The sequence below is a fragment of the Hansschlegelia zhihuaiae genome (genome assembly GCF_004103825.1).
Lineage (GTDB): Bacteria > Pseudomonadota > Alphaproteobacteria > Rhizobiales > Methylopilaceae > Methylopila > Methylopila zhihuaiae.
The window spans coordinates 81461-107376 of the sequence record NZ_RYFI01000009.1 but is presented as its reverse complement, the minus strand read 5'-3'; the positions used below and the strand labels follow the sequence as shown (position 1 = coordinate 107376).

Annotated in this window: 22 protein-coding genes; 9 read left to right on the top strand and 13 right to left on the bottom strand. The window is 69.8% G+C overall.

Annotated elements, in window-relative coordinates; genetic code table 11:
• Nucleotides 1–163: 163 nt before the first annotated feature.
• On the bottom strand, nucleotides 164–586 hold the full coding sequence (locus EK403_RS10915; RefSeq protein WP_128777521.1) for an OsmC family protein: 423 nt from the start codon (nucleotides 584–586) through the stop codon (nucleotides 164–166).
• A 128-nt stretch (nucleotides 587–714) separates the two neighbouring features.
• Entirely contained in the window at nucleotides 715–1689 is a 975-nt protein-coding gene (locus EK403_RS10910) for a YihY/virulence factor BrkB family protein (protein WP_245479636.1), read from the bottom strand.
• 302 nt (nucleotides 1690–1991) lie between these two features.
• On the opposite strand from EK403_RS10910, the gene EK403_RS10905 reads away from it, so the two are divergent.
• The 4 genes from EK403_RS10905 to sbmA all read left to right on the top strand — a co-directional run bounded on the left by EK403_RS10905 (nucleotide 1992) and on the right by sbmA (nucleotide 6305).
• Entirely contained in the window at nucleotides 1992–2942 is a 951-nt protein-coding gene (locus EK403_RS10905; protein ID WP_128777520.1) for a DMT family transporter, read from the top strand.
• A 61-nt stretch (nucleotides 2943–3003) separates the two neighbouring features.
• Nucleotides 3004–4683, top strand: a complete 1680-nt coding sequence (locus EK403_RS10900; protein WP_128777519.1) for an acyl-CoA dehydrogenase family protein — start codon at nucleotides 3004–3006, stop codon at nucleotides 4681–4683.
• 18 nt (nucleotides 4684–4701) lie between these two features.
• Nucleotides 4702–4920, top strand: coding sequence for a LapA family protein (locus EK403_RS10895; protein WP_128777518.1), 219 nt, complete (start codon nucleotides 4702–4704; stop codon nucleotides 4918–4920).
• 119 nt (nucleotides 4921–5039) lie between these two features.
• A complete protein-coding gene (sbmA, locus tag EK403_RS10890) occupies nucleotides 5040–6305 on the top strand; it encodes a peptide antibiotic transporter SbmA (RefSeq protein ID WP_128777517.1) in 1266 nt (421 codons plus the stop codon).
• 32 nt (nucleotides 6306–6337) lie between these two features.
• On the opposite strand, the gene EK403_RS10885 is transcribed toward sbmA, so the two are convergent.
• Together EK403_RS10885 and EK403_RS10880 are read right to left on the bottom strand one after the other, a co-directional pair.
• Complete coding sequence (locus EK403_RS10885) at nucleotides 6338–6727, bottom strand: glyoxalase superfamily protein (protein WP_128777516.1); 390 nt, start codon at nucleotides 6725–6727, stop codon at nucleotides 6338–6340.
• The gene (locus EK403_RS10880; RefSeq protein ID WP_128777515.1) at nucleotides 6724–7200 is read right to left on the bottom strand and encodes a DUF1579 domain-containing protein; all 477 of its coding nucleotides are present in this window, start codon (nucleotides 7198–7200) and stop codon (nucleotides 6724–6726) included. Before EK403_RS10880 ends, EK403_RS10885 begins: the two co-directional genes overlap by 4 nt.
• Nucleotides 7201–7453: 253 nt before the next feature.
• On the opposite strand from EK403_RS10880, the gene EK403_RS10875 reads away from it, so the two are divergent.
• Both EK403_RS10875 and EK403_RS10870 read left to right on the top strand, forming a co-directional pair.
• Nucleotides 7454–8746, top strand: coding sequence for an adenylosuccinate synthase (locus tag EK403_RS10875; protein WP_128777514.1), 1293 nt, complete (start codon nucleotides 7454–7456; stop codon nucleotides 8744–8746).
• A gap of 107 nt (nucleotides 8747–8853) precedes the next feature.
• Nucleotides 8854–10353 carry a hypothetical protein gene (locus EK403_RS10870; RefSeq protein WP_128777513.1) on the top strand — a complete coding sequence of 500 codons (1500 nt, stop codon included), beginning with the start codon at nucleotides 8854–8856 and terminating at the stop codon, nucleotides 10351–10353.
• 18 nt (nucleotides 10354–10371) lie between these two features.
• Here the strand turns inward: EK403_RS10870 and EK403_RS10865 are convergent, their stop codons facing one another.
• The 5 genes from EK403_RS10865 to EK403_RS10845 are packed head-to-tail and all read right to left on the bottom strand — an operon-like array spanning nucleotide 10372 to nucleotide 16947.
• On the bottom strand, nucleotides 10372–11658 hold the full coding sequence (locus EK403_RS10865; protein ID WP_128777512.1) for a trypsin-like serine peptidase: 1287 nt from the start codon (nucleotides 11656–11658) through the stop codon (nucleotides 10372–10374).
• Complete coding sequence (locus EK403_RS10860) at nucleotides 11609–13702, bottom strand: S8 family serine peptidase (RefSeq protein WP_128777511.1); 2094 nt, start codon at nucleotides 13700–13702, stop codon at nucleotides 11609–11611. The genes EK403_RS10865 and EK403_RS10860 overlap by 50 nt, the downstream gene beginning before the upstream one ends.
• An 11-nt stretch (nucleotides 13703–13713) precedes the next feature.
• On the bottom strand, nucleotides 13714–14613 hold the full coding sequence (locus EK403_RS10855) for a zinc metalloprotease (protein ID WP_128777510.1): 900 nt from the start codon (nucleotides 14611–14613) through the stop codon (nucleotides 13714–13716).
• A 4-nt stretch (nucleotides 14614–14617) separates the two neighbouring features.
• Nucleotides 14618–16285: a M23 family metallopeptidase gene (locus EK403_RS10850; protein WP_164919572.1), complete on the bottom strand. Its 1668-nt coding sequence runs from the start codon at nucleotides 16283–16285 to the stop codon at nucleotides 14618–14620.
• Entirely contained in the window at nucleotides 16282–16947 is a 666-nt protein-coding gene (locus tag EK403_RS10845) for a hypothetical protein (protein WP_128777508.1), read from the bottom strand. The genes EK403_RS10850 and EK403_RS10845 overlap by 4 nt, the downstream gene beginning before the upstream one ends.
• Nucleotides 16948–17327: 380 nt before the next feature.
• Here EK403_RS10845 and EK403_RS10840 point away from each other — a divergent pair, with 380 nt between their 5' ends.
• Entirely contained in the window at nucleotides 17328–17927 is a 600-nt protein-coding gene (locus EK403_RS10840; protein ID WP_128777507.1) for a TetR/AcrR family transcriptional regulator, read from the top strand.
• A 9-nt stretch (nucleotides 17928–17936) separates the two neighbouring features.
• Here the strand turns inward: EK403_RS10840 and EK403_RS10835 are convergent, their stop codons facing one another.
• The 3 genes from EK403_RS10835 to EK403_RS10825 form a co-directional block, all read right to left on the bottom strand.
• Entirely contained in the window at nucleotides 17937–18608 is a 672-nt protein-coding gene (locus EK403_RS10835) for a class I SAM-dependent methyltransferase (RefSeq protein ID WP_128777506.1), read from the bottom strand.
• Between the two features lie 142 nt (nucleotides 18609–18750).
• Nucleotides 18751–21969 carry an efflux RND transporter permease subunit gene (locus EK403_RS10830; protein ID WP_128777505.1) on the bottom strand — a complete coding sequence of 1073 codons (3219 nt, stop codon included), beginning with the start codon at nucleotides 21967–21969 and terminating at the stop codon, nucleotides 18751–18753.
• Nucleotides 21970–22136: 167 nt separating this feature from the next.
• Entirely contained in the window at nucleotides 22137–23345 is a 1209-nt protein-coding gene (locus tag EK403_RS10825; RefSeq protein ID WP_128777504.1) for an efflux RND transporter periplasmic adaptor subunit, read from the bottom strand.
• 370 nt (nucleotides 23346–23715) lie between these two features.
• Here EK403_RS10825 and EK403_RS22710 point away from each other — a divergent pair, with 370 nt between their 5' ends.
• Entirely contained in the window at nucleotides 23716–24759 is a 1044-nt protein-coding gene (locus EK403_RS22710) for a cell wall hydrolase (protein ID WP_206659529.1), read from the top strand.
• Nucleotides 24760–24881: 122 nt separating this feature from the next.
• Here the strand turns inward: EK403_RS22710 and EK403_RS10815 are convergent, their stop codons facing one another.
• A complete protein-coding gene (locus EK403_RS10815; RefSeq protein WP_128777503.1) occupies nucleotides 24882–25079 on the bottom strand; it encodes a hypothetical protein in 198 nt (65 codons plus the stop codon).
• 345 nt (nucleotides 25080–25424) lie between these two features.
• Here EK403_RS10815 and EK403_RS22360 point away from each other — a divergent pair.
• Nucleotides 25425–25916 (top strand): 2Fe-2S iron-sulfur cluster-binding protein (locus tag EK403_RS22360; RefSeq protein WP_245479635.1); only part of this gene is annotated, 492 nt, incomplete at its 3' end.

Here is a 25916-nt window from a genome sequence, read left to right as displayed (position 1 = left end):
CCCCCTCCACCGCTTCGCGGTCCCCCTCCCCCGCCTTCGGCAGGGGAGGATCAAGCACGGCGTCGTCGCGGATCCTCCTCCGCGCAGCGGAGGAGGGGGACCATGCGAAGCATGGTGGAGGAGGCGCGTGGCGCGTCCGGGCAACAGCAGGTCGACGATCGCCTCAGCCCAGCGCAGCCTCGAAGTTGATCTTGGCGTTCAGCACCTTGGAGACCGGGCAGCCGTCCTTGGCCTTGGTCGCGATCTCCTTGAACTTGGCCTCGTCGATGCCCGGGACCTTGGCGGCCACGGACAAATCGATGGTGGTGATGGTGAAGCCGCCGCCCTGCTGCTCGATCGTAACCGCCGAAGAGGACTTGATCTCGTCCGGCGTAAAACCTTCCTGGCCGAGCATCAGCGACAGCGCCATCGAGAAGCACGACGCGTGGGCGGCGCCGATCAGCTCCTCGGGGTTCGTGCCCTTCTCGTCGCCGAAGCGCTTGGCGAAGGAGTAGTTCAGGCCGTCGAGCGCCCCGCTCTCGGTCGAGATCTTGCCGGCGCCTTCCTTGATCGAGCCGTTCCAGACGGCGCTTCCGGTGCGCTTCATGGTGTCATCTCCTCAAGGGCTTCGACGCGCCGGCCGACATGGCCGCGGCCTCGCGCGACATAGCGCGGCCCGTCGGGCGGAGCAGGGGCGGTCCGCCGCCGGGCGAAATTCAATTGCGCGACATGTGATCAGGCCGGATGCGGCGCGCTGAGCGAGGCGAGCGCCTGGGTCGCGCCCTCCTCGGCCTTGACCTTGCGCCTGGCGGCGAGCGCCGCGTTGATTTCCGCGCCGAGGATGAACAGCGCCGCGGAGGCGTTGAGGAACACGATCGCGGTCATCACGCCCGCGAGCCCGGCATAGGTGGAGGCGTAATTTGCGAAATGCGCGAGGTAGACCGAGAACAGCGTCGCGCCCGCAAGCCAGACCACGATGGTGAACACGACGCCGGGCAGCACTGCGCGGACCTTCCGGCGGCCGCCGGGCAGCCAGAGATGCGCGGCGGTCAACGCTGCGCCCAGCACCACGACGGTGAGGGCGTACCGGGCGACGTCGCTGAGCAATTCGAAAGCCCACAGGCCCGGCAGCCAGTCGGTGGCGAACTTCCAGACGATCGGCCACAGCACGATGAACACCGCCACCACCACCAGGCCAAGGGCGCCGAGCGCTACGAACCACATGCTCTGGAGCCGCGACAGCCAGACGGGCTTCGAGGTCGGGGAGTCGTAGGCGCGGCCGAGCGCGATCCTGAGCGACTCGACCGCCGAGGACGTGACCCAGAGCGTCAGCAGCACGCCGACGGTCAGGACGCCTCCGCGGGGCGTGGTGAGAACCTTGTCGACCTCGCTCGCGAGCGGCCCGGCGACGCCGGCCGGCCAGGTGTCGAAGATCAGGTGGACGATCGAGGCCGAGGCGTCGCCGGCTCCGAGAAACGCCGCGAGCGCGGTGACGAAGATCAGGAAGGGGAAGATCGCAAGCAGCGCCGACATCGCGACATGGGCGGCGATCGCCCAGCCGTAATGGCTCTCAAAGCGACGCAGCACGTCGAAGGTCAACGGCGCGAGCTTGCGGATCAGGTCTCTGGGTCGCGAGATCATGTGGCGAAAAGGTAGCGCGATGGCGGCCGGGGTGGAGTCGGGCAGGGCGCCGACCTTTGAGCCTGACAAGCGTCGCTCCCGACGCTTGTCAGGATCGGACCGCGTGCTTCGAGACGCCGCTTGTGACGGGCTCCCTCAGCATGAGGACGGTGGAGGATGCCAGAACACGAACCTCCTCGTGCTGAGCAGCCGTCCGCGAGGACGGCGTCTCGAAGCACGCGGCACGCCGGCGCGAGGCATTCTTCAGCGGATTCTTGGTCTTCGCTTGTTCTGTGATCGCTTCTGCTGATGCACGCATCACTGATTGTGGCTTGTTCAGAGAGCGTCCGCGGGAGATGCGTGCGCGCCGATCCTTTTCGCGGTCTCCCGCCATGCTCGCCGCCCTGATCCCCATAACCTTCGTGCTGATCTGGTCGACCGGCTGGATCGTGGCGAAGTTCGTCGTGCCCCACGCCGATCCGCTGCTGTTCCTCGTGCTGCGATATCTCGCGGCGATCGCGGTGCTGGCGCCGCTCGCCTTCCTGCTCGGCGCCCGCTGGCCCGCGACCGGACGCGAATGGCGCGCGGCGCTGGTCAACGGCGTGATGCTGCACGGCGTCTATCTCGGCGGCGTGTGGTGGGCGATCCAGCACGGCGTGCCGGCGGGCGTCTCTGCCCTGATCGCGGCGCTCCAGCCGCTGTTCACGGCGCTCGCGGCGGCGCCGCTGGTCGGCGAGCGCCTCGGGCCGCGGCGCTGGCTCGGCGTCGCGCTCGGCTTCCTGGGCGTCGCGGCCGTGGTCGCGCCGAAACTGTCGGGCGCCGGCGGCGCGCTCGGCGGGCTCGGGCTCCCGATCGCCGTCAACGTGGTCGCTATGGCGGCGGTGACCGCCGCGACCCTGCATCAGAAGCGGACGCTTGCGGGCGCCGACCTCCGGACGCTCGCGCCTGCGCAATATCTCGGCGCGCTCACGGTCACTGTCCCGGCCGTGCTGCTGTTCGGCGAATTTCGCTTCGAGCCGACGCCCGAGATATTCCTCGCGCTCGCCTGGTCGGTTCTGGTGCTGTCGATCGCAGCCATCATGCTGATGCTCGTCATGGTGGAACGCGGCGAGGTGTCGCGCGTGGCGGCGCTCATCTATCTCGTCCCGCCGGTCGCGGCCGTGCAGGCCTATTTCCTGTTCGACGAGACCCTGAGCGGTCTTCAGATGATCGGCATGGCGCTTGCAGCCGTAGGGGTAGTGCTGGCCAACGGGGCCGGCGCCCCCGCGTCCGCCGAAGGGTGCATTGCGGCGACGCGGCCCGATGACGAGGATGAAACCGAGACGTCCCGTCGGCCCGCCTGATCGGAAGATCCTTCCGAACGAGGGCGCTTGGCCGGCCGCGCCCTTTCCGGAGAGCCCTTTCATGACCGCCGTCCAGAAAGCAGCCGACGCGTCGACGACGCCCGCCGGCCGCCTCGAACAGATCCTGCCCGCGCTCGACGCATTGCTGCAGGAGGCGACCGCCGCGGTCCGCCGGAAGGTCTCCAGGGACGGCAGAATCGACGCAGCGGCGCTCGACCGCGAGCAGCGCGCCGGCCACGGCCTCGCCTGGTTCGCGACCTACCGGATGGCGCTGCGCGAGCTGCACCACTGGTCGGAGAGGCTCGCCCGCGAGGACCGCTACGGCGAGATCGAGGAGGCGGTGCTGCGCGTCGGCGCGGCCGAATATCTCGCGCAACTGATCGGCGGCGTGCCGATGAACCAGGGCGAGATGGTGCGCGCCGCCGATCTCGGCCTCGCGCCGGGCCGCCCGGCGGAGATCCTCGGCGAGGCCGCCGCCGCGCTAATCGCCGAGGGCGGCTCTGCAGAGGCGCGCGCGACGCTCGTCGCGCTGATGCGCAAGGCCGACGGCCGCTTCGGCTTTGGCGATTCGGGTCTCGACGAGACCATGGGCCAGTTCCGCGACGAGATGCGGCGCTTCGCGGAGGACGAGGTCAGCCCCTACGCGCACGCCTGGCACCAGGCCAACGCCTATATCCCGCTCGAGACCATCCAGAAGATGTCCGAGCTCGGCGTGTTCGGACTGACCATACCGGAGGAGTTCGGCGGGCTCGGCCTCGGCAAGGAGGCGATGTGCGTGGTCTCCGAAGAGCTTTCCCGCGCCTATATCGGCGTCGGCTCGCTCGGCACGCGGTCCGAGATCGCCGCCGAACTGATCCTCGGCGGCGGCACGGAGGAGCAGAAACAGAAGTTCCTGCCGAAGCTCGCCGACGGCTCCATCCTTCCGACCGCGGTCTTCACCGAGCCCAACACCGGGTCCGACCTCGCGAGCCTGAAGACCCGGGCGGTCCGCGACGGCGACGTCTACACGGTGTCGGGCGCCAAGACCTGGATCACCCATCCGGTGCGCGCCGATCTGATGACGCTGCTGGTCCGCACCGACCCGAACGAGCCCGGCCATCGCGGCCTCTCGATGCTGCTCGCCGAGAAGCCCCGCGGCACCGACGAGGACCCGTTCCCGGCCAAGGGCATGTCGGGCGGCGAGATCGAGGTTTTGGGCTATCGCGGCATGAAGGAGTTCGAGATCGGCTTCGACGGTTTTGAAGTCCCGGCCGAGAACCTGCTTGGCGGCGTCGAGGGCGAGGGCTTCAGGCAGCTCATGAAGACCTTCGAGAGCGCCCGCATCCAGACCGCGGCGCGCGCCGTCGGCGTCGCACAGTCGGCGCTCGACATCGGCCTGCGCTACGCCGAGGAGCGCGTGCAGTTCAAGAAGCCGCTCGCCGACTTCCCGCGCGTCGCCGACAAGCTCGCCATGATGGCGGTCGAGGTGCAGATCGCCCGCCAGATCACCTATTTCGCGGCGCGCGAGAAGGATTCGGACCGCCGCTGCGATCTCGAGGCCGGCATGGCGAAGCTGCTCGCCGCGCGCGTCGCCTGGGCCGCGGCCGACAACGCGCTGCAGATCCACGGCGGCAACGGCTTCGCGCTCGAATATCAGATCTCCCGTGTGCTCTGCGACAGCCGCATCCTCAACATCTTCGAGGGCGCGGCCGAAATCCAGGCGCATGTCATCGCGCGGCGCCTGCTGGAGGCAGGCGCGTAAAGCGCGGGCCGCGGGGCCATGAAGCCCGCGCCCCCGGGACAGCGGGACGTCGCGCTGCGCGGCGTCGCCGGCGCGTTCGCCTCGATCGGACTGCTCGCGGTCGGCGCGATGGCCATCGGGGCCGTCGCGGTCGGCACCTTCGCGATCGGGCGACTTTCGATCGGCCGCGCCCGCATCCGCAGGCTCCGGATCGACGAGCTCGAGATCGGCCGGATCAGCCGGGACGACGCCGCCTGAGTTTCGGGCCGCCGCGCCGCCGGAGCGCCATCCCCACGCCTTAACCGGCCGTAACTTGCGGTCTCGCCGCACGGGGTCTAACGCTCCCGCGCCCCGAGACCCCAGACCGGCGAGCCCTCATGTTCCAGTCCTTCTTTCCGAACCCGAAGCCGTTCTTCATTTCGGCCGTCGTCTGGACGGCGATCGCGATCGGGCTTTGGTACGGGGGCGCCTCCGGCTGGGGCGCCGCGATCGGGCTGCCGCAGCCCGCGCCCGATGCGCCGCCGGTCATCGGGCCCGCGGTCTTCGTGACCGCTCCGTTCCTATGGTTCTACATCTACTACGCAGCCGCCGTCGGGTTGTTCGCCGTCGCCTGGATGACGCTTCGTCCCCATCCCTGGCAGATGTGGTCGATCCTCGGCTCGGCCTTCATCCTGTTCACGACCTATTTCCAGGTCCAGGTGTCGGTCGCGATCAACGCCTGGTACGGGCCGTTCTACGATCTCGTCCAGGCCGCGCTCGCCAAGTCTCGGCCGGTCACGCTCGCAGAGTTCTACGGCCGCCTCTTCGAATTCGCGGGCATCGCGCTCTTCGCCGTCATCGTGGGTGTGCTGACGCGGTTCTTCGCCCAGCATTATGTGTTCCGCTGGCGGACTGCGATGAACGACTTCTACATGTCGCACTGGCCCCGCGTCCGGCACATCGAAGGCGCCTCGCAGCGCGTGCAAGACGACACGATGCGCTTCGCCCAGATCACGGAGGGTCTCGGGGTCAATTTCATCGAGTCGATCATGACGCTGATCGCCTTCCTGCCGGTGCTGGTCGCGCTGTCCGGGCCGGTTTCGGAGGTGCCGATCCTCGGCGCGATCCCTCAGCCGCTCGTCACGCTCGCGATTCTGTGGGCGGTGTTGGGCACCGGCTTCCTGGCGCTCGTCGGAATCAAGCTCCCCGGCCTGTATTTCCGGAACCAGCGGGTCGAAGCCGCCTATCGCAAGGAGCTCGTCTACGGAGAGGACGATCCGGGCCGCGCCCAACCGCCCACGGTCGCCGAATTGTTCAGCTGGGTGCGGCTGAATTACTTCAGGCTCTATTTTCACTACGCCTATTTCAACATCGCTCGCATCTCGTATCTGCAGTTCGACAACATCTTCCCCTACATCGTGCTGGCGCCGACGATCGTGATGGGAAAGATCACTCTCGGGCCGATGCAGCAGATTCTCAGCGCCTTCGAGCAGGTGCGCTCCTCCTTCCAGTTCCTCGTCAATTCCTGGACGACGATCGTCGAGCTCCTGTCGGTCTACAAGCGCCTGCGCGGCTTCGAGGCGGTGATCTATGGCGAGGCGCCGCCCGCGCAGGACATGGAGGCCCCGGAGGCCGAGGTCACTGCGGAGGGGGTGCGCGCCTGAGGGGATAACGCCGCCCGGACCCGGGCGGCGCGTCAGCCGCAGCGCCGCTCGCAGAAGCGGATGCGGTTGCCGCTCGGGTCCCAGACCTGCATCTCGCGGCCCCAGGACTGCTGCTCGATCCCCGGCCGCATATGGTCGTAGCCCCGGGCCGTGATCTCGGCGTGGAAGGCCTCGATCCCCTCGATCGGGGCGAAGACCACGACGCCGGGGCTGCCGTCGCCGTGGTGCTCGCTGAGATGAAGCGTGAGCCCGCTCCGCGAGACCTGCATGTAGAGCGGGAACTGCGGCTCGAAGCGGTGCTCCCAGTCAAGCGCGAACCCGAGGAAGCCGAGGTAGAACTCCTTGGTCCGCTCGACGTCGAACATGCGAACGACCGGGATCGCGCCCCCGAAGGCCGGTTCGGAAGACGAGGCTTCGCTCATGCGGCGCGGCGATAGTCGGCGGTGAGGAACTCGGTCCAGCCGCCGTCCTCGCCCTGGACCTCCGAGGTCAGGCGGAAGCCCTCGCGACCCTCGATCGCGAAGACGTCGCGATAGAGCGCCGTGCCCTGCCCGGAAAACGCGGGGCCTTCGGCCTCGAGCACGAGCCGGTCGCCGTCGAGCTGGCCGTCATAGAGCCAGAACTTGGTCATCATCGAGGCGATGAAGCTGCCGACGAAGCGGCCGCGCTCCGGCTCGTAGCCGATCGTCATCTGCGAGGTGTTGGTCGCGCCCGTCGGGTCTTCGCCGACGCCGTCCGCCACCACCCATAGCCCGCCGAGCGAGCGGATGCTCCAGCGGCCGGAGGTCTTCACGCGCGGCTGGTCGGGGCCCATCCAGAAATCCCCCTCGAAAGTCCAGTCGCCCACGAGCTGCCCGAGCCACTCGTGTTCTTTCGCGGGTTTCGGCGTCTCCATGGCGGGCCTCCCTTCCCTCAATGGCGGCGGAGTATCATCGCCGCGCGACGGAACGGCAACGCAGGTCTCGCCGACGTGAACGCCGCCGCACGAGCGCGCGCGACCGCCGGACGCGGGGACTTATGGAGCTCGACGCGGCCCGCGCCTTGCCTCCGGGCGGCCGATCCTCTAGCAAGCCGCGGGAGAACCCCGGCTCTCCCGAGCCGGGTTTTTTGTTGTCCGCGTTCCCGCGCGGACGGGAAGGATTTCGCGCATGGCCAATGTCGTGGTGGTCGGCGCCCAGTGGGGCGACGAGGGCAAGGGCAAGATCGTCGACTGGCTGTCCGAGAAGGCCGACGTCGTCGTGCGCTTCCAGGGCGGCCACAACGCCGGCCACACGCTGGTGATTGACGGCGTCACCTACAAGCTCAGCCTGCTGCCCTCGGGCGTCGTGAGGCCCGGCAAGCTCTCGATCATCGGCAACGGCGTCGTGGTCGATCCGCACGCGCTCGCCGACGAGATCGCGCGGCTGAAGGAGCAGGGGGTCGAACTCACCCCCGAGACGCTCAAGGTCGCGGACAACGCCACGCTGATCCTGTCAGTCCATCGCGAGCTCGACGCGCTGCGCGAGGGCTCGACCGAAGGCACCCGCATCGGCACCACCAAGCGCGGCATCGGGCCGGCCTATGAGGATAAGGTCGGCCGCCGCGCGATCCGGCTGCGCGACCTCGCGAACCTCCCGACTCTCGGGCCGAAGATCGACAGGATGCTGTCGCACCACAATGCGCTCAGGCGCGGCTTCGGGCTGCCGGAGCTGACCCATGAGGCGATCTACGAGGAGCTGTCCTCGGCCGCTCCCAAGGTGCTGCCTTACGTCGAGGCCACCTGGGAGCTCCTCGACGAGCGGGCGCGGGCCGGCGACCGCATCCTGTTCGAGGGCGCGCAAGGGGCGCTGCTCGACGTCGACCACGGCACCTATCCGTTCGTCACCTCGTCCAACACCACTGCGGGACAGGCCGCGACCGGCTCGGGCCTCGGGCCGCGCGCGATCGGCTATGTGCTCGGCATCGCCAAGGCCTACACGACCCGCGTCGGCGAGGGGCCGTTCCCGACCGAGCTCACCGACGAGATCGGCCGCAGGCTCGGCGAGCGCGGCCACGAATTCGGCACGGTGACGGGCCGTCCCCGCCGCTGCGGCTGGCTCGACGCGGTGGCGCTCAGGCAGACCGGCCGCATCTCGGGGATCGACGGCATCGCGCTCACCAAGCTCGACGTGCTGGACGGCCTCGACGAGATCAAGGTCTGCGTCGCCTACGAGCTCGACGGCCAAACCATCAACCGGCTGCCGGCGAGCCAGGGCGCGCAGTCGCGCATCCGCCCGGTCTACGAGACCATCGAGGGCTGGAAGGGCGCGACCGCGGGCGCGAGATCCTGGGCGGACCTGCCGGCGCAGGCCGTCAAATATGTGCGGCGCGTCGAGGAGCTGATCGACTGCCCGATCGCGCTGGTCTCGACCTCGCCCGAAAGAGCCGACACGATTCTGGTCGCCGATCCGTTCGAGGATTGAGGTGAGGTCCGACGCCGCAGAGGCGCGGTCCCATGGCCGTTAAACCTTGGCGAACCGTGGCTTCCGCGCCCTCGACGCGGGCGAAACGCTGGCTTATGTCGTGATCCATGGCCGATTATTTCCCCGTACTGTCGCGCGCCGTCGCGCAGCTCGAGACCAACACCGGCGAGGCGCGCCGCGCGGTCTATGAGCGCGCCCGCGCCGCGATCGTGCGGCAGCTCCGGGCCATCGACCCGCCGCTCTCCGAAGAGGACATCTCGCGCGAGCGGATGCAGCTCGAGGAGGCGATCCGCCGCGTGGAGGCGAGCGCGGGCGGAGGGCAGCCGGCCCCGTCCAAGCCCGCCGCGGCGGCCCCGGCCCCGGCCGCCCAGCCCGCCAGGCCCGCCGCCGCGGAACGGCCGACGCCTCCCGCGCCCGAGGCGAGCGCGCCGGAGCCGCGCGACGACGCCCGTCAGGAGCGCCGTGAAGCCCGCCAGGAGGGCGGCAAGAAGGCGCGCCGCGCCGAGCAGCAGGCCGCCGCCTCGCGCGGCGAACGCGCCGAGCCGGCGCAGGCGCGGCCCGCAAAACGCGCGGACGGCCGGCCGATCATCCAGGCTGCGGGTGCGCCGGGCGCCGGCCGCGAACAGAAGCGCTCCGGCCCGCTCATCGCGCTCGGCGTGCTGGGCGCGGTCGCAATCGTGGCCGGGCTCTTCCTGCTGTTCCGCAGTCCGACGCCGGGGCCAGTCGCCGACGGCGAGCCGGCCGGACCGACCGAAACCGCCAAGGCCGAGCCCGAGACGAAGCCGGCGGACGCGCCGAAGCCCGACGCTCCGGCCGACGGCAAGAGCGACGACAGGCTGCCCCAGGACAGCGCGGCCGCCGACCGGCCGCCTTCGGCCGAGCCCACGCCCAGCGCTCCCGCGCCGCAGGCCGAGCCGCCCGCGACCCCGCCGCCCGCCGAGCAGGAGGTCGCGCGTGCGCCCGAGCCGGCGGCGCCGCCCCCGCCCGCCGCGCAGCCTTCGCCTGCGCCGGCCCCCAATGCGCCGGCCCAGCCGGGGCCGCTCGTCGCGCAGCGCGCGGTGCTCTATGAGGAAGGCCCCAACCAGCAATCCGGCGAGGCGCTTCAGGGCCAAGTGCTGTGGCGCACCGAGTCGGTCAGCGGCGGCCAGAACCAGCCGCTCGAGACCGCGCTCCGCGGCGAGATCGACATTCCGGGCCGCAAGCTCCGTTCGACGATCACGATCCGGCGCAACCTCGACGCCACGCTGCCGGCGAGCCACACGATCGAGATCCAGTTCACGCTGCCCGACGACTTCCCGAACGCCGGCATCTCCAACGTGCCCGGCGTGCTGATGAAGGCCGACGAGTCGGCGCGCGGCTCCGCGGTCGCCGGACTGTCGGTGCGCGTCACCAACGGCTTCTTCCTGATCGGCCTGTCCAATCTCGACACCGAGCGCACCGTCAACGAGCAGCTGCTGCGCGACCGCGGCTGGATCGACATTCCGATCCTCTACGACAATGGCCGACGCGCGGTGCTGACGCTCGAGAAGGGCACGCCCGGGGCGCAAGCCTTCCAGGACGCCTTCGCGGCCTGGCGCAGCGCGTCGGCGGCGGGCTCGCCGCAATAAGGCGGGCCGCCGTCGCGGCTATTCGACGTCCAGCTCCCGAACCAGATCCGGCCGGGCTGCGTCGAGGCTCCTGACGATCTCGTCGATCCGCACCGCCTTGTTGAGCCTCGGCGGGACGATGGCGCAGCTCTCGTCGCGGTCGAAGCCGAGATGGTGCAGCCCGACCAGCACGGCCCGGTCGCCGCGGATCGCGAACACCGGGGCGCCCGAGGCGCCGGGCTCGGTGTCGCAGGAATGGGAGAGATCGGGCTGCGAGGCGCTGGACCCGGAGGGCTCGCCCGGCGCGTCCGTCCAGGCGCGATAGGAGGCCGCCGCGACCCGGCATCGGCTCAATCTTTTCTTCTCGCATTCGGCGTGGTGGACGATGAAGACCTCCTCGCCGGCCTGCGCGGGTCGCGCCGCGATCGTGGCCCGCGAAGGCGTGCCCGCGGCCCCGCCCGGCCCCACGACAGGCTCGACGCGCAACAGGGCGTAATCCAGCCGCCGGTCGCTCGCCTCGACCTTCACGGCGTTGTATTGCCGGCTCACCGTTCCGTCGTCCCAGCCGAGGTCGATGAGCGACCGGCCGGCCACGCGCTCGTTCCAGTAGGATGTGTGGTCGGTCGGCGGCGCCGCGCCGCAATGCCAGTTGGTGAGGAACAGGTCGCGCGCCACCATGACGCCCGTGCAGCACCAGGCCGGCGCCGACGGCGCGCCGGGCGCCGCGGTCTGGCCGGTGACCAGCATGCCGGTGACGTCGCCGGTCCGCCGCTGGATCAGGCTGCCGCCCTCGTAGAGCGGCCGCCAGTTCGGCGAGCCGGGCGTCTGCGAGGAGAACAGCCTGACGTCGCTCGCGCCGGCGGGCGGCGAGGCGATGCCTTCCTCGACCATGACCTCGACGTCGCTCTTGCCCGAATGCAGAAGCTCGACCTGCACCTTGGCGGCGGGCAGCCGTCCGGTCCAGCGCTTGCGCGTCAGCCGGCCGTCGCCACCCGCGAAGTCGGCCGGGCCGAAGCTCGCCAGCACGCGATAGGCCGGATCCCGGACCACAAGGCTCCAGTCGCGGTCGCGGGCGTCGGGCGTGACCGCGAGCAGCAGCCGCACGCCCACCGGCGTGAAGCCGGCCGCCTCGATCGGAATGGGTTGCGACCATTCCTCGTCGTAGATGGTCACGGCGGGCTGGAACGAGCGCCCGAAGGAGGTGACCGACTCGCCGCGCCTGCATTGCTCGACAGCGGGGCCGGGCGGCGCTGGCTGCGCCGCCGCGGTCGCGATCTCAAGGAAGCATGCGAGCAGAACGAGGGTCCGGGTCCGGCGCGCAGACATCGGGCTCGCTTCCCATCTTGAGGATCAGGTCGTCGATCTCGCGGAAGTCGACCGTCGATCCGTTGCAGAGCGTGAGCGCGCCGGCCTGCAGCGTCGCGAGATCGTACCGCTCGACCGAGCCGCCCTCGCTCGACCGCCCCATCTCGAAGCGGTCGGCGTAGATCGTCCAGGTCGTCGGATCGGAGTTCGGCGTGCGCACCACGCGCAGCAGCTGGCGGTCGCTCAGCGAGGGCTCGCGGGATCCGTTCTCGCCGAGGAACGCCAGGCCTTCGGCCGGCCAGGACTTGATCCTGGCCTCGCGCCAGCCCTGCGAATCCTTGATCCAGTTTCGCCTCGGATCGAGCAAGGCGAGCACGGGATCGACGACGCCCGTGGTCAGCTTCTCGGCGTCGGGGTTCTTGCCGCCGTCCTTCAGCGAGAGCGGCCTGCTGGTCGCCTGCAGCCGCGTCTTCACCGCTACCGGCGTCGCATAGGCCTCGGGGAACGCCCCGATCATCGAGGCCGCCACGCCGGCCACGAAGGCCGAAGCCTGCGAGGTGCCGCCGCTCGCGCCGATCTCGTGATCGGTGATCCAGCCCGGCACGCTCGATCCGCCGGGCGCCGCGACATGGACCATGTACTCGCCCTTGCGCGACTGGTTGGCGGATCGCATCAGACGCTCCTCGCCACGGTCGCAGTCCCTGCAAGCCGTGACCACGACGACGTTCTGATAGTCGCCGAGATTCTGGGGCGAGGCGTTCGAGCGCGGCTCGAGCTCGATCCCCTCCATGGTGCTGTCCGACTGATGGCCGGCGGCGACGATCAGCAGCGGCTTGTTGGTGGCGATGGTGCCGAGCAGGACGCCCTTGGTGCGCAGCGCCTCCTTGTCCTTGCTCAGCCGGATCTCGGGTCCGCCCTGCACCAGCGCGTCGAAATTGGTCGCGGCGACATAGACCGGCAGGGGGAAGTCGTACTTCCTGCCGCCGATGACGCGGGCTAGCCGCGGCGCCCGGTCCGCGGAGAAGCGCTGCAGGTCGCCGGCTTGGTCGGGCGTCACCCAGACGAAGGAGTTGAGCTTCACGTTCGGCGCGACGCCGGCGAAGCCGAAGGCCTTCTGGCTGCTCGCGATGATGCCCGCGAGATGGGTGGCGTGGTGCTCGCCGATCACGAACTTCCGCCATTTGCATTTCCAAGGCTGCGCCGGGGGCGCGGCGTCGCCGAAGGCCGGCCAAAGGTTCGGCGAGGGCGTGAGCTTGGTGTCAATCAGCGTGACCGAGACCTTGCGCGGCTCCGCCGGAAGGCCCTGGCGCACGATCTCGGCGGCGTCGGCGTCGCTGTCGACCATTTCGGCGTAGTTGTAGACGCGCGAGCCGATATCGTTGGAGTCGCAGAGGTCGCGCGCCTCGTCCGCCGAGAAGGAGTTGAGCGCGGCCGGCGGGGCGTCCTTGGTCAGCGGGTCGATGAAGACGTTGTCCAGGCCGAGGGCGTAGAGCCGGTCGGCGAGCGCCGTCGCATCCTGGTCCGACTTGACCGGGACGTAGAGTTCGTACGCCTTGTATTCGACGCTGACGGAGTCGGCGTTTTCGACCAGCTTGGCGTCGTGCTCCTTGTAGGCCTTGGTCAGCTTCTTCGCGAACTCGGCCTGCCGGGGGATCGACCGGGCGTAGTTGTTCACCGCCTGGTAGCTCGAGACCTGAAGCTGCGGGAGCTGCAGCGTCTCGCCGATCTGCAGGCTGCGGCCGGCCAGCTTGGTCTCGGGATTGAGGGTGTCGACGAAGCGCGCGAGCGCCAGGCAATCCGGCGGGTATCCGCGCTGCACCAGAAGCCGGCAGATCGAGTCGTTGGCCTGGATCGTGACGGCCTCCTTCGGGAGCTCGGCGCCGCTCTTCGAGATCGCGTCGAGCACGTCGAAGAAGTTGCGGCCCGCAAGGCCGCCCTGGAAGGAGACGACCAGCCCCGGCGCCTCGTGCTGCGGGGCCTGCTCCTCCATCCCGGCCATGGCGGCCCCCGTGGAGAGCGCGGTCGCGAAGAGCGCCGCCCCCATGCTGGCGAAGACAGTCCTCATGCCGCCCTCCCTCATTGATAGAGCGTCCGGTGGTCGCGCTTGTCGGTGTCGCTGAGCCGCATCTCCCGCGTGCCGCCTTCGCCGCAGAGATAATGCATCACCGAAAGCGGGTCGTAGGTCTTGGAGACCGCGAGCCAGTTCGCGTCCTCCGTGTCGCAGCCGGGCACGCCGATGATGTGCATGTGCCGGTAGCCGAGCACGTGGCCGAGCTCGTGCCGGAACACGCCGATACGGTCGAAGCTGGTGGTGAAGTATTGCGGCCCGACGACCAGCAGGCGCTTCGCCTGGATGTCGTTCGGGAAGGGCGCGGCCGCCACGAAGCCGGTCGCGCCCGGCAGGAACGTCACCACGAAATTGACCTGCGCCGTGGTGGGCGACGCGTCGTCGAGCTCCTTGGCGTGCGTGAAGCTCAGCCCGCAGTCCGGGCAGGCCGCGATCCAGTCGGCGGTCGCCTTGGCGAGGTTCTCGGCCGCGACCTCATATTCGTCGGCCGAACGGAACGACGCCCGGTCGACGGCGTAGGTGAGCGCCCGCGCGCCTTTCGGCCAGATGACCGGATTGCCGGCCGCGTCCGCCAGCACCAGCAATTCGCCTGACGGGACGCCGCTGGCGGGCCGCGTCCGCGCCCGGAGCTCCCGGATACGCGCTTCGACCTGCGCCTCGGTGGCGAGGATGTCGCCCTCCATCAGCCGGTAGACTTGTACAGTGCCCTCGGGCGACTTGATGCGGACCTTCGGAAGCGCCCCGATGAACGCCTGGAGCCCCTCGTCATCGCCCTCGATCGCCATGCGGTAGGCTGCGCTCGATGTGGCGGCGGGCTGCGCGGCCTCCGCGGCGGCGGGCGGCTCGTCGCCCGCGAAGGCGGGGGCGGCGAAGATCAGGCTCGACGCGATGAGAACGGCCCCGCGCATGATCTCACCGCCGACGATCGAGAATGTCGAGCAAGGCCGAGACCATCGCGGGGTCGGCGCCCGGCGGCACCCGGACCGTGTAGCGGCCGCCGACCACGATCTCGACGCCGCCGGCTGAGGCCGTCGCGGACGCCGTTCCGGTCAAGACGGGCGTCGGCGTCACGGCCGCGGCCGCCCCCGAAGCCCCGACAGTCGTCGCGGCGCCGCCGGCCGCGCCCGCAGTCGGCCCGCCGACGGCCGCCGGTGTCGTGATCGTGACCGAGCCCGGCGGAGCGGCGGCGGCACCCACTCCTCCGCCGGCCGCAGGCGTCCCGCCCGCCACGGCCACGGCCCCGACCTCGAAGCCGTTGGCGAGGATCCGGTCGGCGAGCGCCACTCCGCGGTCGTAGGTCGCCCGGTCGACCGAGCCGGTCCGCCCAGCCTCGTTGTGGAACAGCGTCTGGGCGATCCGCCAGCGGATCTCGAGATCGGCGAGGTCCAGGCTCTCCTTGCGGTCGACGAAGCGCCCGAAATATTGCTTCGAGAGGCCGGGTCGTTCGGCGGCGCCCGAATAGGCGGTGACGTACTTTGCGACCACGGGCTCGTCGACTGTCGAGGCGCCGGAATATTTCAGCGCGATCTTCTCGAACGACACGACGCCCGAGGCGCCGAAGCCCGCGCGCTGCACCATCCAGTACCACCAGAGCCCGACCCCGGCCTCGTCGGTGGCGAAGGCCGGGATGATCTTGCCGAAGGCGTCGCGGATCTCGACCGAGCGGATCAGTCCCGGCCATTTCAGGATGTAGGCCGGCCAGGCGGCGGGCTCGGTGCTCGGCGTGATGGCGCCGAAATTCTTGGTCCTGAGCGACTTGGGCAGCGCGGCGTCGGCGGCGGCCGCGACCGCCGGGCCGACTGGCGTCCCGTCGTTGGAGCTCGCGACCGCGAAAGCGCCCATTTCGCGGATCGGGTCGACCGCCAGCTGGCCGCCGCGGTCGAGGTCGTCGAGCCCCCAGGCGCGCCGGTAGGCGGCGATCAGCGAGGCGAAGATCGGCAGCCGCACGACCTTGCCCGAGATGCTCTTGTAGCAGTCGAAATGCAGGTGGATCGTGGTGTTGGGCACGCCCCCCATGATGTTTGAGACGCGGCCGACGAGATCGCCGCGTTTGATCGCGGAGCCGATCTTCAGGCCCGCCTGGGTGATGCTGGAGCGGTCGAGATGGAGGTAGCGGCAGACATAGCCGGCGTTGGCGCGGATCGTGACGGTGGTGTTGTTGGTGATCGACGCCACCACGCCGTCGTCCATGGCGAAGGCCGGGAAGGCGTTCGCGGTCGCCTTCTGCGGGCGGATGTCGAGGCCCTGATGGCCGGTCTTGCCGGGGCAGAGCGGCATGTCCCAGGAGCGCTTCTCGCAATAGGTGTCGCGCCACGGATAGGCGTAGTTCCCGACCGCGTTGCCGGGTCCGGCGACCGGGTGGATCTGGCTGTTGGCGTAGGCGTGGGCGTTCTGGTGCTGCGGGCCGGCCTGCAGCGGGAAGTACATGCCCCGCAGGTAGACTGTCCGGTCGTCCTTGCGCCCGGAGCCGACCGCGAGCTGGCCCGGCCCGTGATAGCGGAACGCCTCCTGCGCCCAGACGGCGCCGGTCAGCAGCATGAGGGCGGCGGCCGTCATGGCCGCCCGAGCGATCCGGTTCATGGCCGAGGCCTCCCGGCGACGATGACCAGCCGCGACAGCACGAGCTGATGGCCGGCGCGGTCGCGGCAGAGCCCGGCCGCCTCCTTGGCGCATTCGATGGTGACGACGTAAGGGACGTTGAGCCGGACGATGTCGTAGGACACCGACAGAACCGCGGCGGGGTCGTCCTCTTCGTCGACCGTCGAGACGACGTCGCCGGAGCGGTCGGCGAGCTCCTCGACGAGGGCGTTCGGGACGTTTGGGTCGGTGCGCCGGTCGCCCGACACCACGATCGTCACGCAGCCGAAATCATAGGTCTGCGCGTACCATTCGCCGCCGTCGTCACTCGCGAAGGCGGGAGTCGCGGCGCGCGAGGCGCAGGCCGGCCAGGACGCGATCCCCGACGTGTCGAGCCCGGGCTCGACGAGCGCGCCGGGCTGCGGGGGCGGCGAGGCTTCGGTGAAGCCCGGCCTGAGGCCGAGGACCGGCAGGCTGAGCCGGGCGGGCGCCCGGGCGTCCGCGCCTTCTCCGAGCGCGCCCGGATCGACCAGGCGGCCGCGGGTCTCCTCGAGGAAGCGCGAGGCCTCCGGGGCCGACCAGTCGGGGGTCGTGAGCGTGGTCTGGGCGGCGAGCGGCGTCGCCAGACAGAGGGCCGCGGCTGAGATCAACGCACGCACTGTCATCGCAGGATGTCCCGCGGGTTGTCGCGGCCTCATGATGTCTGCGGCGCCGCGTTAAGTAAATAGACCAAAACAAGGCAAGCGAGCTTCCGTCATCCCCCAAATGCGCGAAGCGCTTTTGATCGACCGATCAACACAAGTCTCCAGATGCCGATTTCGTAGAGGGCGATCGTCTCAATTTGGGACATTCACAAGAATCATTCGTTTTCGTGAAGCGTCTAGCCGTCGAACATTTTACACAAGCGCCGCGTTGCTTCGGGCCCTCGATACGGCTCCTGTCGCCGCGTCGCCGAAACCGGTCGGAAGGTCGCCCTTCGTCTCCCTCGACGCGCGGCCCCGGACGCATTATATCGATCGGTATGAAATAAACGGGACAGGGAGCGATGGGCAGGCCGAAGGAGTTCGACGTCGATGAGGCGCTGTGCGCGGCGCTTCAGGTGTTCTGGCGTCACGGCTATGAGGGCGCGTCGCTGACCGACCTCACGGAGGCGATGGGCATCACCCGTCCGAGCCTCTACGCAACTTACGGCAACAAGGAAGAGCTGTTCCGCAAGGTGCTGGACCGCTACGAGCAGAGCCATCTCTGCTTTGTGGCGGAGGCGCTCGCGGAGCCGACGGCGCGCGCCGCGATCGACCGGCTGCTCAAGGGCTACGCCCGCGTCCTGACCGACCCGATGCACCCGCCCGGATGCCTCGGCGTGAACTCCTCGGTCGGCTGCCGCGGCGACGACTCGTCGATCCGCGATGAGCTGCTCGCCCGCCGCTCGCTGAGCGAGGACTCCATCCGCGAGAGGCTCGAACAGGCGCTGTCGGACGGTGACCTCCCGGCGGGCGAGGACCCGGCCGACTGGGCCCGCTACATCATGGCGGTCGGCCTCGGCATGGCGGTCAAGGCGGCCGCCGGCGCCACGCGCGAGGAGCTCGACCGCGTCGGCGAACTGGCGCTGAAGGCGTTGCCGGCGCGAGAGCCGGCCCTCGCCTGAGCGCGTCGCCTAAGCCCGCGCGACCCAGCCCCGGAACGTGAAGCCCGCATAGAACAGGCCGATCGCGGCAAAGCCGGCCTCGCGCAGCAGCGCCTCGTCCTCCTCGGGCGCCAGGACAGGCAGTCCTTCGCCGATCGCCTCATAGGCCTTCTCGGCCGCCGCGGCGTCGACGCCGGACGAGACCGCGAAGGCCGCATAGCGCGACAGCCAACGCCGCCTCTCGTCGCGGGAGGCCGGAATGCTGTGATGCGCCACAACGAACGGCGCGCCGGGACGCAGACGCCGTCGGACCTCCGCAAGCAGGCGGCGGCGGCCGTCGACGGGAATGAAATGCATCGTCAGGAGGCAGGAAGCGGCGTCGAACGGTCCGTCCGGCGCGACCTCGACCTCGCCTTTATGCAGCGTGACCCGGGCGACGAGCGGCCCGAGCGTGGCCCTCGCAAGGTGCAGCATCTGGGCCGACGGATCGACGCCGTCGAACCGCCAGGCGGGCCGCGCCTCCGCGAATGCTTTCAGCTCCAGCCCGCCGCCGGCCCCGATCACCAGAACGCGCGCGTCCGGCGGCGCCTGTTCGCTCAGGAGCAGCAGGGCCATGCGCTGCATGTCGGCGAAGCCCGGCACGAGGCGACGCGGCGCCTCGGCGTAGCGCGCGACGGCGTCCGGATCGTTGAAGTCGCTCATGCGCGGGGCCCCGCCCGATCGGTGCTTGGGCCGCCGGTGAACCGCAGCCGCTTGTCAAAACGACGGCGGCCGCCGAGCCCCCTCGACGGCCGCCGCTTCGAAGATCCGCGGATGCGTGGGGACGCATGCGCTCCGCGGACCCTCAACCGATGGACAGATGCCCCTGGGCGGGCGGCGTCGCGGGCTCGGGCGACGGCGAGATCGGGGCCTCGGGCGCCGCGCCCTTCAGCTTGCGGCCGCCCGACAGCGTGCGGATCACGACGTAGAACACCGGGGTCAGGAACAGCCCGAAGGCTGTGACGCCGATCATGCCGGCGAACACTGCGACGCCCATCGCCGCGCGCATCTCGGCGCCCGCGCCGGTCGACAGGACGAGCGGCAGCACGCCCATCACGAAGGCGAGCGAGGTCATCAGGATCGGGCGGAGCCTCAGGCGGCTCGCCTCGATCGCCGCCTCGAGCGGCTTCCTGCCGGCGAGTTCGAGCTCGCGGGCGAACTCGACGATCAGGATAGCGTTCTTGGCCGATAGCCCGACCAGCACGATCAGGCCGATCTGGGTGAAGACGTTGTTGTCGCCGCCCGACAGCCAGACCCCCGTGAGCCCCGCCATGATGCCCATCGGCACGATCAGGATGATGGCGAGCGGCAGCGTCAGGCTCTCGTACTGCGCGGCCAGCACCAGGAAGACCAGCAGGATCGCGACGGGAAAGACGATGAGCCCCGAATTGCCCGCGATGATCTCCTGATAGGTGAGCTCCGTCCATTCGAAGGAGAAGCCCTTCGGTAGGGTCTCGGCCGCGATCTTGGCGACCGCCGCCTGCGCTTGGCCGCTCGAATAGCCCGGCGCCGCGTTGCCGTTGATGTCGGCCGAGAGGAAGCCGTTGTAGCGCATGGCGCGCTCGGCCCCGGTCGTGGGCTTCACCGTCAGCAGCGCCGACAGCGGGATCATCTCGCCGGTCGTCGAGCGCACCTTCAGGAAGCCGACGTCTTCCGACCGCGCACGGAAGTGCTGGTCGGCCTGAACGCGCACCGAATAGGTGCGACCGAACTTGTTGAAGTCGTTGACGTAGAGCGATCCGAAATAGATCTGCAGCGCGTTGAACACCTCGGAGACGGGCACGTTCAGCTGCCGCGCCTTGGTGCGGTCGATGTCGGCGAACAGCTGCGGCACGTTCACCTGATAGGAGGAGAACAGGCCCATCAGCTCCGGGGCCGTGTTCGCTTTGGCGAGGAACGCCTTGGTGACCTCGTCGAGCGCGGCGTAGCCCTGGCCGGTCTTGTCCTCGATCTGCAGCTTGAAGCCGCCGATCGTGCCGAGCCCCTGCACCGGCGGCGGCGGGAACATCGCGATCACGGCGTCCTGGATGCCGGCATATTGCTTGTTGAGCTCCATCGCGATCGCGCCGGCGCTCAGACTCGGGTCCTTACGCTCCTCGAAGGGCTTCAGCGTCGCGAACACGATGCCGGCGTTGGACGAGTTGGTGAAGCCGTTGATCGACAGGCCGGGGAACGAGACGGCGCTCTCGACGCCCGGCGTCTTGAGCGCGATCTCGCCCATGCGCTTGATCACGTCCTCGGTCCGGTCGAGGGTCGCGGCGTCGGGCAGCTGCGCGAAGCCGACGAGATACTGCTTGTCCTGCGCGGGCACGAAGCCGCCCGGGATGGTGCGGAACAGCTGTCCCGTCACCCCGATCAGCGCGACATAGATCAGCAGCATCACGGCCTTGCGGCCGATCGCGCCGGCGACGCCGCGGCTGTAGGCGAGGCCCGTCGCTGCGAAGGCGCGGTTGAAGCCGCGGAAGAACCAGCCGAGGCCGGCGTCCATCAACCGCGTCAGCCGGTCCTTGGGCTGGTCATGGCCCTTCAGCAGCAGGGCGGCGAGCGCCGGCGACAGGGTGAGCGAGTTGATCGCGGAGATCACCGTCGAGATCGCGATGGTGAGCGCGAACTGGCGGTAGAACTGGCCGGTGAGGCCCGAGATGAAGGCGAGCGGCACGAACACCGCGATCAGGGTCAGGGCGATCGCGACGATCGGGCCCGAGACCTCGGACATCGCCTTGTAGGTCGCCTCGCGGGGCGAGAGCCCCTCCTCGATGTTCCGTTCGACGTTCTCGACGACCACGATGGCGTCGTCGACCACGATGCCGATCGCGAGCACCAGCCCGAACAGCGACAGCGCGTTGATCGAGAAACCGAAGACATGCATCACCGCGAAGGTGCCGACGATCGACACCGGCACGGCGATCAGCGGGATGATCGAGGCCCGCCAGGTCTGCAGGAACAGGATCACCACCAGCACCACGAGCGCGACGGCTTCCAGCAGCGTGTGCACCACGGCCTCGATGGAGGAGCGCACGAACTGGGTGGTGTCGTAGACGATCGAGTAATCGACGCCGTCCGGCATGCTGGCCTTGATGTCGCGCATCTCGGCCTGGACCCGGTCGGCGATGTCGATCGCGTTCGAGCCCGGCGCCTGCATCACCGGGATCGCGACCGCCGACTTGTTGTCGAGCAGCGAGCGCAGCGCGTAGTCTGAGGCGCCCATTTCGAGGCGCGCGACGTCGCGCAGCCGGACGATCTCGCCATTCGCGCCCGACTTCACGATGATGTCGCCGAACTCCTCCTCGCTCTGGAGCCGCCCCTGCGCGTTGACCGAAAGCTGGAGATCGACGCCCGAGGGCGCGGGCGAGCCGCCTACCACGCCGGCGGCCGCCTGCACGTTCTGGGCGCGGATCTCGTTCACGACATCGGACGCCGACAGACCGTGCTCGGCGACCTTTTGCGGGTCGAGCCAGACGCGCATCGAATAGTCGCCCGAGCCGAACAGCTGGACCTGGCCGACGCCCGGGATGCGGGCGAGCCGATCCTTGACGTTGAGCACGGCGTAGTTGCGCAGATATTTCGAGTCGTAGCGCCCGGTCGGCGACGTCAGGTGCACGACGAGGGTCAGGTCAGGCGACGACTTGATCGTCGTGACGCCGAGCGCCCTGACCTCCTCGGGCAGCCGGGCCTCAGCCTGGCTGACGCGGTTCTGGACGAGCTGCTGCGCCTTGTCGGGGTCGGTTCCGAGCGCGAACGTCACCGTCAGCGTCATCACGCCGTCGGTGGTCGCCTGGGAGGACATGTAGAGCATGTCCTCCACCCCGTTGATCTGCTCCTCGATCGGCGTCGCCACCGTCTCGGAGATGACCTTGGGGTTCGCGCCCGGATAGGTGGCGCGGACCACGACCTGGGGCGGCACGACTTCGGGATATTCGGAGATCGGCAGCGCGCGGATGGACAGCAGGCCGGCGAGGAAGATCACTGCGGACAGGACGCCCGCGAAGACCGGCCGGTCGATGAAGAACTTCGAGAAGGACATGGGGGCCTGACCTTTTCGGAGGAGCGGCGGGAAACGCCGCCCTCATGTCCCGGCCTCGAGCCGGGACCCATCAGCGCGACGTCAATGGAATGCGAAGCCGCTGACGCGAGACTTGGACGGCGGCGCCCAATGGGTCCCGGCTCGAGGCCGGGACATGAGGTTGCGATTTACTGCGCGGCCGACGCCTGCCGCTCGGTCAGCGGCCGGCCGTCCATGGCGACGGGCTCGGGGGCGATCTGGTCGCCGGGCTTCACCTTCTGCAGGCCGTTGACCACGACCCGCTCGCCGGCCGCGAGACCCTCGACCACGGTCCTCAGACCCTCGACCGAGGCGCCCAGCCTGACCTCGCGATAGGCGGTCTTGTCGTCCGGACCCACGACCAGCACGTAGCTCTTGTCCTGGTCGGACCCGACCGCGCGCTCGCCGACCAGCAGCGCCGGCGCGGGCTTCGCCTCGCCGAGCTTCAGCCGGGCGAACTGGCCGGGCATCAGCCGGCCGTCCGGGTTGGGGAACACCGCCCGGACCTTGATGGTCCCGGCGCTCGGATCGACCGACGGGTCGACATACTGGATTTTTCCGCGGACGGATTCGCGCGCGGAGGCGAGCGCCATCTCGACGGGGAGAGCGGAGACCGCGTCGCTGCGGTCGGCCGCCTGCGGGAGCGTGTCGAGCGCCCGCATCACCGCCGCCTCGTCGGCGTCGAAGCTCGCATAGACCGGGTCGACCGAGACCAGGCGGGCAAGCACCGGCGCGCCGGGGCCGGCGGCGATCAGATTGCCGACCGTGACTTCGATGCGCCCGACGCGGCCCGAGACCGGCGCGCGGACCTCCGTGTAGCCGAGGTCGAGCGTGGCCGACTTCTCCGCGGCCCGCGCCGCCTGTACGGCGGCTTCTGCCTCGCGCAGGCCGCTTGTCCGGGCGTCGAGGTCGCGGCGGGAGATGGTTTCGGACGCGGTCATCCGGCGGCCGCGCTCGAGGTCGCTCGCCGCGAGCGAGACGCGGGCCTCGGCGGCCGCGACCTCCGCCCGGGCGCGGTCGAGCGCCGCCTCGTAAGGGGCGGGATCGATCGTGAAGAGAGGAGCGCCCGCCTTGACCAGCGCGCCCTCACGGAAATGCACGGTCTTGATCTCGCCAGCGACGCGCGAGCGCACCTCGACGCGATCGACGGCCTCGAGGCGGCCTGAGAACTCGGCCCAGCGCGTCACGTCGCGCGGCTCGACCTTGGCGACCGAGACCTTCACGGCCGCCGGCGCGGCGTCGGCGCCGACCGCGCTGACGTCGCTCGACGGGAACGGGACGAACAGCGCGGCGGCCGCGAGCGCGGCGCCCGCGGAGGCGCCGAGCAGGATCTTTCGGGAACGGACAAAGGTTGTCATGGCGGGCGCCCCCTGCGTCAGGCGATCTGTACTGATCGGTAATGTACCGCTAGGTAGGGAAGGCGGCGCCGGCCTGTCAAGCCGAAACATATCGATCGGTATAAAAATCGACCCTCACCTTCGCAGGTGCGGTATCAGGACGCGGTTTCGACGGAGGTGATCGGAGGCTGATATATCTGGCCGGACGGATCCACCCTCAATTTCGAGGCGGAAGATCTCTTTTCTTCGTAGCGACGAGCGAGCGCCTGTCTGCTTCATTCAATGGCAAGAGGGTCGCGTTAACCATTTGATAACGGTTCGCAGCTTGTTTACGGTCTCTTAATGGCCGCCGCCGGCTCGGGGGCGCGGCCCGCCATACGGGGGAACCGGAATGGACGAACGACGCCTGACGCGCGCTTTCGCGATCGCCGCCGCGGGCCTGTGCGCCGCGGCCTGCGCCCAACAGCCGAAGGTCGCCGCGGTGTCGCAGTCGCGATCGTTCAGCTACACGCCGGCCGACCGGGAGTGCATGGCGCGGGCGATGTATTTCGAGTCCCACCGCGGCGCCGACGAAGGCATGCTGGCGGTCGGCACCGTGGTCGCGAACCGCGTCGAGTCCGGCCGCTACGGCTCGACCGTCTGCGAGGTCGTGGGCCAGAAACGACAGTTCGCCGCCGGCGTCATGAGCCGGACCATGGAAGGCGAGGCCGCCGAGCGCGCCCGCCAGGCCGCCGACGCTGTGCTCTCCGGCAAGCGCCATCCAGGCGTCCGCAAGGCGATGTTCTTCCACACCGCGGGTCTCAGGTTCCGCTACCCGAACATGCATTACGTGCTGGTCGCGGGCGGCAACGCCTTCTACGAGAAGCGCGAGGCCGACACCCAGGTCGCCAGGCTCGAGAACGCGAAGTCGCGGGCGCTCGCGCTCGCCTATGCGCGCGTGGATCCGACGGCCGCCGCCAAGCCGATCGTCGTGGCGTCGCTGTCGCCGGAGGCGGCGCCCGCCGCCGCTCCGGTCGCGCCGCCGGCGCCCGTCTCTGTCGCCGCCGCTTCGTCCAAGGTCGCGCCTGCCCAAGCGTCCGCGCCTGAGCCGAAGTCTGCGCCCGCCAGCGCCACCGTCTCGGCGCCGCCGACCAGGTTCGAGCCGCTCGTCGCGTCTGTTTCTGAGAAGAAGGCGCCTCCGACCATCGTCGCCTACGCCGCGGAGCCCGCTCCGGCGGCCCGCATCCCGGCACCTGCGCCTCGTCCGGGCGCGGTCGCCGCGGCACGGGCCGCGAAGCCGCAAGCTACGCCGGCGACGAAGAGGGTGCTCACGCCCGAGAAGCTCGCGCCGGTGCTGGCGTCCTCGACCCCGGCCGCGTCCCAGCCGGCGCCGCAGCAGGCGGCCGTTGCCTACAATCCGGTCGCGGACGCCTTTGCGGCCTTCGAGCTGCGCTGAGGTCGGCGGGCGCCCTTCAGGGCTTCCGCAAGGCTGACCGCACGCGGTCACCCAAAACTCTTCCGAATCCGATCGTCGAGGTGTGGCCGTTCAAAGCGGCTGCGCGCGCTTAGCGACGCGCCTCAGTGGAATTCCTCGAGCGGGCTGAACGGCGCCTCGTCGCAGTGCATCGAAGCGCGTGCGCGCGCCGACAGGGCCTGCCGGGCCTGCTCGTGATCGTCCCCGCGCGAGGTCAGCCAATCCGCGATGCCGTAGAGCGCGCGGGCGACCGCGTCGGCGGCGCCGGAGGAAGGGGTGGCGGAAGCGGGCAGGTGCGCCATTGTCGGTCTCTCTGCTGGGGCCGGAAGCCGCCGACGCGTCTCGACGGATATGTCGGCAGCGACAAAATGTATATTCTACTGATTTAATGGATAGTCAAGCGCTGACTGCGGGTCGCGCCGGTTCCGGCCGAGCTCCGCATTGGCGCGGCACGCGAAACTGTGAAGCGTGGAACGGTTCTATTCCGGATCGCCGCTCTAGCTCCACGAGCGACCGCTAAGAGCGACGCCCGCCGTTTGAGCGGACGCCGCCGTCCCAATCCGACAAGCCCGCGTGCGGCGGGCGCTCGACCAGGCGCGGCTTGAGCCGCGCGGCGCCGATGGGCGCGAAGCCAGACGAGGTCGCTGATGAGCGAACACGTTCGACACGGGCCGTCGCGCCGCGACGTCCTCGAAGGATCGACGGCCGCCTGCGTGGCGGTCTATGTCACCGCCGTCCCGGCGAACGCGGCGCCAGCCCCAACCCCTCCGACGCCGGCGGTCGCGGGTCAGGCGGTGCGCTTCAAGGTGAACGGCGTCGAACGCGCCCTGACCATCGATCCCCGCACGACGCTGCTCGACGCGCTGCGCGAGCACCTTGCGCTCACCGGCTCCAAGAAGGGCTGCGACCACGGCCAGTGCGGCGCCTGCACCGTCATGGTGGCGGGCCGGCGCATCAACGCCTGCCTGACGCTCGCCGTGATGCATGAGGGCGACGAGGTCACGACCATCGAAGGCCTCGCCAAGGGCGACGACCTCCACGCGATGCAGGCGGCGTTCCTGAGACATGACGGCTTCCAGTGCGGCTACTGCACGCCGGGCCAGATCTGCTCCTCGGTCGCGATGCTGAAGGAGGCCGAG

Bases quoted from the DNA above. Each gene is read 5' to 3' on its own strand.
- EK403_RS10915 (WP_128777521.1), bottom strand. From the start codon at position 586: ATGAAGCGCACCGGAAGCGCCGTCTGGAACGGCTCGATCAAGGAAGGC.
- EK403_RS10905 (WP_128777520.1), top strand. From the start codon at position 1,992: ATGCTCGCCGCCCTGATCCCCATAACCTTCGTGCTGATCTGGTCGACC.
- EK403_RS10900 (WP_128777519.1), top strand. From the start codon at position 3,004: ATGACCGCCGTCCAGAAAGCAGCCGACGCGTCGACGACGCCCGCCGGC.
- EK403_RS10895 (WP_128777518.1), top strand. From the start codon at position 4,702: ATGAAGCCCGCGCCCCCGGGACAGCGGGACGTCGCGCTGCGCGGCGTC.
- sbmA (WP_128777517.1), top strand. From the start codon at position 5,040: ATGTTCCAGTCCTTCTTTCCGAACCCGAAGCCGTTCTTCATTTCGGCC.
- EK403_RS10885 (WP_128777516.1), bottom strand. From the start codon at position 6,727: ATGAGCGAAGCCTCGTCTTCCGAACCGGCCTTCGGGGGCGCGATCCCG.
- EK403_RS10880 (WP_128777515.1), bottom strand. From the start codon at position 7,200: ATGGAGACGCCGAAACCCGCGAAAGAACACGAGTGGCTCGGGCAGCTC.
- EK403_RS10875 (WP_128777514.1), top strand. From the start codon at position 7,454: ATGGCCAATGTCGTGGTGGTCGGCGCCCAGTGGGGCGACGAGGGCAAG.
- EK403_RS10870 (WP_128777513.1), top strand. From the start codon at position 8,854: ATGGCCGATTATTTCCCCGTACTGTCGCGCGCCGTCGCGCAGCTCGAG.
- EK403_RS10865 (WP_128777512.1), bottom strand. From the start codon at position 11,658: ATGTCTGCGCGCCGGACCCGGACCCTCGTTCTGCTCGCATGCTTCCTT.
- EK403_RS10860 (WP_128777511.1), bottom strand. From the start codon at position 13,702: ATGAGGACTGTCTTCGCCAGCATGGGGGCGGCGCTCTTCGCGACCGCG.
- EK403_RS10855 (WP_128777510.1), bottom strand. From the start codon at position 14,613: ATGCGCGGGGCCGTTCTCATCGCGTCGAGCCTGATCTTCGCCGCCCCC.
- EK403_RS10850 (WP_164919572.1), bottom strand. From the start codon at position 16,285: ATGAACCGGATCGCTCGGGCGGCCATGACGGCCGCCGCCCTCATGCTG.
- EK403_RS10845 (WP_128777508.1), bottom strand. From the start codon at position 16,947: ATGACAGTGCGTGCGTTGATCTCAGCCGCGGCCCTCTGTCTGGCGACG.
- EK403_RS10840 (WP_128777507.1), top strand. From the start codon at position 17,328: ATGGGCAGGCCGAAGGAGTTCGACGTCGATGAGGCGCTGTGCGCGGCG.
- EK403_RS10835 (WP_128777506.1), bottom strand. From the start codon at position 18,608: ATGAGCGACTTCAACGATCCGGACGCCGTCGCGCGCTACGCCGAGGCG.
- EK403_RS10830 (WP_128777505.1), bottom strand. From the start codon at position 21,969: ATGTCCTTCTCGAAGTTCTTCATCGACCGGCCGGTCTTCGCGGGCGTC.
- EK403_RS10825 (WP_128777504.1), bottom strand. From the start codon at position 23,345: ATGACAACCTTTGTCCGTTCCCGAAAGATCCTGCTCGGCGCCTCCGCG.
- EK403_RS22710 (WP_206659529.1), top strand. From the start codon at position 23,716: ATGGACGAACGACGCCTGACGCGCGCTTTCGCGATCGCCGCCGCGGGC.
- EK403_RS10815 (WP_128777503.1), bottom strand. From the start codon at position 25,079: ATGGCGCACCTGCCCGCTTCCGCCACCCCTTCCTCCGGCGCCGCCGAC.